At 33.2% G+C, this 8,864-nt stretch carries 7 protein-coding genes; all 7 read right to left on the bottom strand.

What is annotated here, in order from left to right:
* Positions 1 to 437 (bottom strand): acyltransferase family protein (locus A5883_RS19105; RefSeq protein WP_369596881.1); only part of this gene is annotated, 437 nt, incomplete at its 3' end.
* Positions 424 to 2,199 (bottom strand): DUF6020 family protein, encoded by a 1,776-nt coding sequence (locus A5883_RS04515; RefSeq protein ID WP_086338064.1) that lies wholly within the window; start codon positions 2,197 to 2,199, stop codon positions 424 to 426. The genes A5883_RS19105 and A5883_RS04515, both read right to left, overlap by 14 nt.
* Positions 2,200 to 3,144: a glycosyltransferase family 2 protein gene (locus tag A5883_RS04510; protein WP_086338063.1), complete on the bottom strand. Its 945-nt coding sequence runs from the start codon at positions 3,142 to 3,144 to the stop codon at positions 2,200 to 2,202. It lies immediately after the preceding gene.
* On the bottom strand, positions 3,144 to 5,516 hold the full coding sequence (locus tag A5883_RS04505; protein ID WP_086338062.1) for a CDP-glycerol glycerophosphotransferase family protein: 2,373 nt from the start codon (positions 5,514 to 5,516) through the stop codon (positions 3,144 to 3,146). Before A5883_RS04505 ends, A5883_RS04510 begins: the two co-directional genes overlap by 1 nt.
* Positions 5,517 to 5,519: 3 nt before the next feature.
* The gene (locus A5883_RS04500; protein ID WP_176323947.1) at positions 5,520 to 6,251 is read right to left on the bottom strand and encodes a WecB/TagA/CpsF family glycosyltransferase; all 732 of its coding nucleotides are present in this window, start codon (positions 6,249 to 6,251) and stop codon (positions 5,520 to 5,522) included.
* Positions 6,241 to 7,374: a CDP-glycerol glycerophosphotransferase family protein gene (locus A5883_RS04495; protein ID WP_086338061.1), complete on the bottom strand. Its 1,134-nt coding sequence runs from the start codon at positions 7,372 to 7,374 to the stop codon at positions 6,241 to 6,243. Before A5883_RS04495 ends, A5883_RS04500 begins: the two co-directional genes overlap by 11 nt.
* Before the next feature lie 169 nt (positions 7,375 to 7,543).
* On the bottom strand, positions 7,544 to 8,842 hold the full coding sequence (gene asnS, locus A5883_RS04490; RefSeq protein WP_005229504.1) for an asparagine--tRNA ligase: 1,299 nt from the start codon (positions 8,840 to 8,842) through the stop codon (positions 7,544 to 7,546).
* Between the last annotated feature and the right edge of the window lie 22 nt (positions 8,843 to 8,864).

Raw genomic sequence — 8,864 nt, 5'->3', positions numbered from 1 at the left:
GTACTTACCATTAATTTGTTTATAGCGGGAATACAAAAATACATTAATGTATAAGAGGTAACAAACCAATACTTCTCAAAAACAACTGGGAATAGTCTGAAAATAAACTCTTTCCATTCAAAATGAAAGCCAATATCTGTATTAAAAACTAAAAAGAAATAGATAATTAGCGAAATCAACGTTGTTTCTACCCAAACTTGAAATAAGCTTCTAATTTTAGGAATGGAAGAAATTAGAAAATATCCAGTAATCATTACAAAAATATTTACTCCAAGTTTTCCTCCGATTAATAAGGTCTGAGCTGCTAATTTGTTCAACTGAAAACCCGAGGAAAAATTCCATCCTGACCACAACGCGTAGTGGTGGATTATGATAGCCAGAATTGCTAATATTTTCAACACATCAAAACTTCCTACACGTTGGCTAGTTTTCTGCATTTTCGGACACCCTTTCTGAGAATCGTCCCTTTACAGTAGCCAGCCCTAAAATCCCGATAAATAAATTAGGCAATGCATATCTAATATCTTGCGCAGGAATTGCAACAAAAATTGTACCCATTACTAATACATACGGCATAAAAGCAATTATTAGTTTTGTTTTATTTTGGATAATAAGCATAACCATTGAAAAGAGAAACAAAATAAAGTAAAGGGCAGGCATTAATAAAACATAAAGTCTGCTTTCTAAAATCCAATTTTGTATGGCTAGCAACTGATCCCTTACAACGTTGTCACTTCTAGTAAGTTCATCTAAATTCAAACCTTTGTAATCCGGATCAATTTCCTCTCTCTGTTCTCTAGTCATAAAGAAAAAGGGACCTTGTTGACCGCTTAACTGGTTTCTAAAGAGTGGGCGTAAATTATCCAGTTCTAATGAAAAGTTTGCGTGCCATAAAATTTCGGTTTGCTTCATATATGCTTCTAATGTTAAGCCAGGATTTCTAATTATGAGACCAAGAACTGTTTCTAAAAATTTTTTAGGATCATCCTTTATTACTTGCTTTTTAAATCGTTCTTTAAACTTTATATTATCAACATTATTCGGTTGGTATAGGTTCTTCCAATCCTCTTTTGGCATCAATGTTTCCAAATATGTCATTTCCTCTTTAGATATAGTCCCGTCATTCTTGATAATAGCAGCGGAAATTTGAACAAAAATTCCTAAAGATTCAGTTGAATCACTTCTAATAACGTTGAAGTGATTATAAATAGGACCCGTAATAACTTGATAGCTAAAAACAACTAATCCGATTACGACGAATAATTTAATAAATTTTTTTCTAAATAAAAACACTGCAAATACTAATGTAGATACAAGCAATGCCGGCCATCCATTATGTCTAAAAAAAACAAATCCTAATAAAGTAAAATACAGCAGGACTAGATTTGAGAATTTATTTAGCCATTTTCCTTGGCTTATAATGATTCTTACCAAGTATAAGGTAACTAATAAAAGTGTATAAGTAAATAGAGAGTCTTTAACTATATATATACTAGCTAACGGAAAGATCGGTATAGCTATAAAAAAGATACAAGATATCGTCGCAAATTTACTTCCTACAAACTCTCTAATAAAATCACAAAAATATGCCATAATCAAACTATAAATAACAATTTGGAATACTATAAATCCTATTGGATATTTTCCTAACGAAGTAGCCATAATAACAAATGTGTGCCCCACTGGATGCCAATCATTCCATGGTACATTACTTGTCTGGATTTGATCCCATTGATTGATAGAATCCGGGAAAAATATTCCTGGATAATATGCATATAAATAAATACTTGACATAAGAAAAAAAGCTAAAGTATATACCCAAAAGGATGTGACTTTTCTTTTAGAACTTTCTTGGGGAGGAATTAATAAATAATCTTGTAAAGCGGAAAAAAAGCAAAGAAAATAAGCAAATGTACCCAATAAATAGATTCCTTGCATACTAAATATTAGATTAAATGTTGTCAATATTTCTGAAGGTATTAAACTAATTCCCATGATCGTTGCAAATAGAAAAGATATAAAAAAATTGGTCAACCGACTATAGGGTCTTTTTTTTACACTGTCACTTAAAAAAAACAATAGAATAAAATTAATTACAGACATTCCGATTATTACTTTTATATCTTGGAAAAGCATCATGCTGAATAATACCGATGCTGTCAGCCAGAAGAAATATTTAATATAGGTACTGTTTAGCAATTATTTCCCTTCCCTCTTTAACTCAAATAACAGACGATAGACATCCATTTCGTATTGAGCTCTTGACTTTCTAGCCACTGTATCTAAGATTAGTCCACAAACAAATGCTAACATAGCCATTAAAACAAGTCCGACAGCTAGCACTGCAGATGGTAATTTATCGATTAACCCTGTTCTATAAAATTCACTTAAAACTGGAATTCCCGCAATTAAGCCAAAAATTAAGAAGATTAACGCCCACCAAGAAAAGAAAATTAATGGTTTATAGTCTTTAAATAGATTGAATATTGTTTTCAAAACCTTAAATCCATCAGTAAAAGTGTTTAGTTTGGATTCACTACCTTCTGGTCGATCACGATATTCAATAGGAACTTCTACTAAATTAAAACGTTTATCTAAAGAATGAATGCTTAACTCTGTTTCAATCTCAAAACCTGGGCTTAAAACAGGAAAGCTTTTAACAAATAACTTGTTGAATCCTCGATACCCTGTCATAATATCTTGATAGTTTGCTTTATACAATCCATTAATTAAACTTCTAACCAAGCTATTGCCTAACCCATGAAAAGCACGTTTATTTTCTTCTGCATAAGTCCCATTTGATAATCGGTCACCAATCGTCATATCTGCGCGCTTTTCTTGAAGTGGCGCTAATAGTTTAAAAACTTCTTCAGCTGGATAAGTATCGTCCCCATCTGCCATGATGTAATAATCTGCATCAATGTCTCGGAACATAGATCGGACTACATTCCCTTTTCCTTGCTTAAATTCTTTTCGAACAATTGCTCCTGCGGCTTTAGCTATTTCAAAAGTATTATCGCTTGAATTATTATCATAAACATAAATGTCAGCCTCTGGTAAAACATTTTTAAAGTCTTTAATAACTTTCTCAATGGTTTTTTCTTCATTGTAACATGGTAATAATATTGCTATTTTCTCTTTCATTAACTATTCCACCTTATCATCAATTGTTTTATTATATTTTTTTCGGTATCAATCGCATCCCACGAAAGTAGATTCTGAAGTATTTTCTGGTTATATAATTTTTCATTATGATTCTTTATTTCACAGGCAAGTTCCTCTTCTGTATATGATTGTCCTATTAAGCCCGTTAATTTTTCTAAATCAAAATACCAACCTATACTATTCTCATAATCTAAAGCATCTTCTTGTAAAATAATGATTTTTTTATCTACGTGAGCAAAATCAAACATAGCAGATGAATAATCTGTAATCAATATATCAGCTATTAAGTATAATTCCTGTATATCAGATATTTCATTAAAGAAACAATGAATACGTGGATCTAAATTATTGTAATAATTGATTAACTCTGATTCTAAAGGATGCAATTTTACAATTAGTTCATATTCATTTGGCAACTGATTCAAAACTTTTATAAAATCAAGTTGACTGATAGCATCTCTTTTTTGTTTTCTCCAAGTTGGACAATACAAAATATATTTTTTCCCTAACTCGAAATTATAATTAAAATACTTCCCTAACAGCTTATTTTTTAATGCCGTATTATCTTTATTTTTTATCAAAAAAGCATTTCTTGGTGCGCCACTTTTTAAAATTTTTAATTGTTTGTTTTTTTCTAATTGAAAAGCACTTTCAAATAATTTTAAATTCCGTGGAGAAGAAGTAATCAAGTAATTCCATTTTTTCATTCTTGGGATAAATGCGGATACTTCAGTTTCTCTTTGACGAAAATCAACTAAATCTGCAACCATTTTTTTTAGAGGAACACCATGCCAAGTTTCTAAAAAAATCTGGCCCTCTACTTTGCCTGCTTTATCCAACGAATTCCCATTCAATATCACTAACTTTGATTTTCTAAACTTTGTGACATATTGTTTTCCGCCTAGACGCACCGGTATCATTCCGTAAGAATATATTTCCATGTCAACTAATTCATTCACTGAGCTAACGTAAAACGTGTATTCAGGAAAATTTTTCTTTAACGCTATGGCAAGATATTTCGGATCACCTGCGAAAGATTTGCCATGAAAAGATTCTACAAAAACAAAATCATCCCTCAGATTTCCCTTTAACAGTATATCACTTGTAGGAGTTGCCTCTGTTTTTCTCATCAATCTCTTTAACATTTCTTTAGTTTTCACAGAAGAAACAATAGGTCCGATAACCCTCATCTCTTTTAATCTAAGATAAATCTTAAGAGCAAATGTATCTTTACTTAGATTATTCTGATCATAAATCATTTGATATAGATTATCTGCTTTACCTTCGAAACGTTGCTTATTTACTAGCGGCGCGGATAGAATTGTTTCTTCATATTTCTTGCCATAATCTTCCAAGGGGCTCAAGTCTTCAACCAAAGGGATGTCGTGTTTAAACAAATGCAGCTTTTCAGAGTAATTCTCGTTTACATAATGAATAATCTCTTGTGCATCTTTTATAATGTTCTTCTCTAACCAACAAAAACTTTTGAAGTCACGATAAATATCCTTTAGTGAATTGTCGTCTCCTTTATATAAAACGATTGGACGGCCATCTATAAATGCTTCAATAATAGAATAACCAAGAGTTTCATAACGAGCTGTTGACAAATAGATTCCATATTCAGGCACTTTATGATTCAAGAAAACATTCTCACTTAAATGATACAATTCAATTAAGTTTTTATATAAAATTTCACCGGTTCCAGTTCCATTAATATATAATTTATAATGATTTTTGCCTGCTCTGTGAACTAGATAATCCATTAACTTAATACTATAAGCTATATCTTTCTGTGATTCATCAAATCTTGAATATACTAAAAAATTGACTTCCGAATTTATTTTTTTCAAAGAAACATCTTTATTTTGTACCTTATTTGCCAAATGACGAATACTTACTGGAAAAACAACAATATTATTATCTTTAAATTTATCCTTTAATGTTTGTTTGATCTTTTCTGTTGCTACTCGATATGTATCAATAGCATCCGGTGCAAAATCGGTTTCTGGATCAATTAAACTCAGAGGTGTGTGGACTTCTCCAATCACTTTTACTTGAGGGAATTTTTCCTTAATTATTTTTGCAAAGACAAAAAGGCTTTCTCGAGTGATGATATACGTATCTGCTTCCTGACTCTCTGAGAAATCTTTTAACTGATAAAATTGAATTTTGTCTGGATTAATAAATAATTTTTTTATTTTTTTCACTTTCAGGCTAGAAAAAGGTAATAAATTGAAATAGATAATTTCTTTATTATCTGCTAAAAATTCATTGATTAGATTTGTATTACTTCGAGTTGTTCCTCCTGTACCAAATAAATCATAACCAACTATTCCTATTTTTCTTGTCATAACTTAATCGTCTCCTCTAACCTTCCACCACAAACTTTTCACCACAAAGATAGGCAACTGAATAATCCGACCAATCCGTTTCGGATTACTTAACGAACGATAAAGCCACTCTAAATGTAAGTTTATAATCATTTTTGGCGCTCGTTTTACTCGTCCGCTTAAAACATCGAAACTCCCTCCTACATCTTGTAGGACAGTAACATTTAAGCGAGATGTGTTACGAGCCAACCATTGCTCTTGACGTGGAAATCCCAATGCTACAAAGAGAAAGTCTGGCTTTGCTCTATTTATCATTTCAACTACTTCCACTTCTGATAAAGAAGTGTAACCATCTATTCCACCAGTAATTGTCAAGTTAGGATATAATTCACGAGTATTTTCTATGGCATCAAATAAAACTTCGGGTTTCGCTCCATAAAAAAAAACTCTTTTTTGATGATTATCAGCATATTCTAAAAATTTCACCATTAAATCAAATCCAGCTACGCGTTCTTTAATTTTACCACCAGTTAGTTGGGAAACTAGCACTATTCCTATTCCATCGGGAATACGATGTGTACTTTGTTTGATAAATTCTACTATGTCAGGATATTTTTTTGCGTCAACAGCTATTTGTGGATTTATGCTAATCGCCGTCATTTTCTTTCCATTCTCAAAATATAAAGGCAATTCTGCCAAAATAGTTTGATAAGTAACCTGATCAACAGGTAATCCCATGATTACTTCAGTATTCATATTGTGCGTTCACCCACTCTACTAGTTGTTCTATGGCATTCCCTTTAACATATGTGTTCCATTCTTGGTTGAATTGGTTTAAATCACTTGTTCCCTTTTGTATGATTCTGACAAGTTCATCTTGTGTTTTAGCTATGCTCTTTTGTTTTTTGAAACAATCTTGGATACCAACAGTTTTATCATATAAATCATAATCATAACAAAAATAGCAAATCATACCACTCGGGTTGCTTAAACTATACTCAAAAGGTATTGAAGAATAATCAGTCACTAAACAGTCGATTATCGGAAATAAATCTTGGATTTTGTAGCCTTCAAAATTCGTTATGATTCCTTCAATTTTTTTTAAATGTTGTAACTGCTCTAAATCATGGGGATGAAGTTGCACAAGAATGTTCCACTCAGGTAACTCTGTTAGTAATCTGTTAAAATCAATAAAAAAATCTCCTCGTTCTTCCCTGTAGGTTGGTGCGTAGAGGAGCAATTTTTTTCCTCCAAAAATTTTTTTCATTTCTTTTATTTTTTCATCATCACGTTTAAAATACTGATCCGTTGGTGGATAGCCAAAGGGTAAAAAAGTCAATTCACGTTGATAGCTTCTCTCAAAAATTGACGCCATCTTAGGTGAACTTACCACATAGTGGGTATATCGACGATAAACATCCTTATAACGTTTTTGATCGGCCTGGGTTGCTTTTTTAGCATAGTGAGCTTCTAAACCGAATTTTTTAATTGCTCCATTGGCATGCCATAGTTGAACTATTTTTGTTTTGGGTAAAAAGTCAATCCCACCTAATATAGCAAAATAGTTATCGCACAATATAACTCTTGCGCTTTTCAATAAAGGAACAATATGTCTAAATAAAATCAGTTGTGAATCGATACAGTAAATTGGACATCCTTTTTCTTGATAAGTTCTTGCTAAATCAGTTGCGTTCTTTGTATAACAAATTGTCAGTCGTTTTTGATATTTCTGAAACAACTTCTCAATTATATAATTGCTTGTACTAGGAAAACTAAGTAAATAAACAATTTGCTGATGCTGTTTCTTATTTTTTTTAGCAAATCGCTTAATTGTGAATAAATAACTTTGCTTAATTTTCGCAAGAAGCCATGATTTCATCACAGTGTCCCTTTCTTTTTTACGCTACCTTTCATTTTACCCGATATTCATCTAAAAGAAAATAATTGTAATAAAACCGTTATATTGTTACCAATAATGAAACATAAATGAAACTTCAAAATAAAAAAAATAACAGATGGTTGAATAGTTACCAACCATCTGCATTTCCCTAAGGATAAATCCGATTCAACAGCCGTGGAAACGGAATGGATTCTCTTACGTGCTCGATTCCTGATAACCAGGTAACGGTCCGTTCTAATCCAAGACCAAAGCCGGTGTGAGGAACTGAGCCGTACTTGCGTAGATCTAAATACCATGAATATTCATTTTCGTCCAAGCCGTGGGCGCGGATTTGTTCTAGCAGGTATTCATGATCGATGGCACGTTCAGAACCGCCTATGATCTCGCCATAGCCTTCTGGTGCGATCATATCGGCACAGATCACGACATCTTCTCTCGTTGGATGTGGCTTCATATAGAAAGGTTTGATGGCTTTTGGATAGTTTAAGATAAAGACGGGCTGATCGAATGAATTGGCAATAAAGGTCTCATGTGGTGAGCCAAAGTCATCGCCCCATTGAATATCATCAAAGCCGTTCTTTTGTAATAATGCCACTGCATCATCGTAAGAGATTCGTGGGAATGGTAATTTGGTGTATTTTTTCAAGACTTCACGGTCACGGCCTAAGACGTCTAATGCATAGTCACAGTTATCGAGCACATTTTGCACTAAGAATGCCACGTACTGCTCTTGGACTTCCAAGCTTTCTTCTTGGTGCATAAAGGCCATTTCTGGTTCAATCATCCAAAATTCAATCAAGTGACGACGTGTCTTTGATTTTTCGGCACGGAAAGTTGGTCCAAAAGAAAAGACTTTGCCAAACGCCATAGCGGCAGCTTCCATGTACAATTGACCAGACTGAGACAAATATGCTTTTTGATCGAAATAGTTGGTTTCAAATAAATCGGTCGTTCCTTCTGGTGCTGATCCAGTTAGGATCGGTGGATCGATTTTGATGAAGCCATTCTTGTTGAAAAATTCATACGTTGCCCGAATGATTTCGTTTCGGATTTGCATGATGGCGTGTTGTTTTGAGGAACGCAACCATAAATGACGATGGTCCATCAAGAAATCTGTTCCGTGTTCTTTTGGTGTGATTGGGTAATCATGGCTTTCCCCAACAACCTCTAAACCAGAGATACCAATTTCATAGCCGAATTTTGAGCGGCTGTCTTCTCTGATTTCCCCAGTGACCAGTACGGCAGTTTCCTGATTTAGATTTTTCGCTAATTGGAAAACTTCTTCCCCTACTTCACTTTTTACAACGATTCCTTGAAAATACGCTGTTCCGTCACGAAGTTGTAAAAAGGCGATCTTGCCGCTAGAACGTTTGTTAGCAACCCATGCTCCGATTTGAACGGTTTCGCCAACATGTTTTTTTGCATCTAAAATTTGAATAGATTCCACTTGATTCTCTCCTATCTAATTA

It is taken from the genome of Enterococcus sp. 5B3_DIV0040, assembly GCF_002140755.1.
Taxonomy (GTDB): domain Bacteria; phylum Bacillota; class Bacilli; order Lactobacillales; family Enterococcaceae; genus Enterococcus_D; species Enterococcus_D casseliflavus.
Note: the sequence above shows the minus strand (reverse complement) of the source record. Positions and strands in the feature narration are given on the sequence as shown.

Coding starts and splice junctions, on each gene's coding strand:
- A5883_RS04510 (WP_086338063.1), bottom strand. CDS start 3,144: ATGAAAGAGAAAATAGCAATATTATTACCATGTTACAATGAAGAAAAA.
- A5883_RS04505 (WP_086338062.1), bottom strand. CDS start 5,516: ATGACAAGAAAAATAGGAATAGTTGGTTATGATTTATTTGGTACAGGA.
- A5883_RS04500 (WP_176323947.1), bottom strand. CDS start 6,251: ATGAATACTGAAGTAATCATGGGATTACCTGTTGATCAGGTTACTTAT.
- A5883_RS04495 (WP_086338061.1), bottom strand. CDS start 7,374: ATGAAATCATGGCTTCTTGCGAAAATTAAGCAAAGTTATTTATTCACA.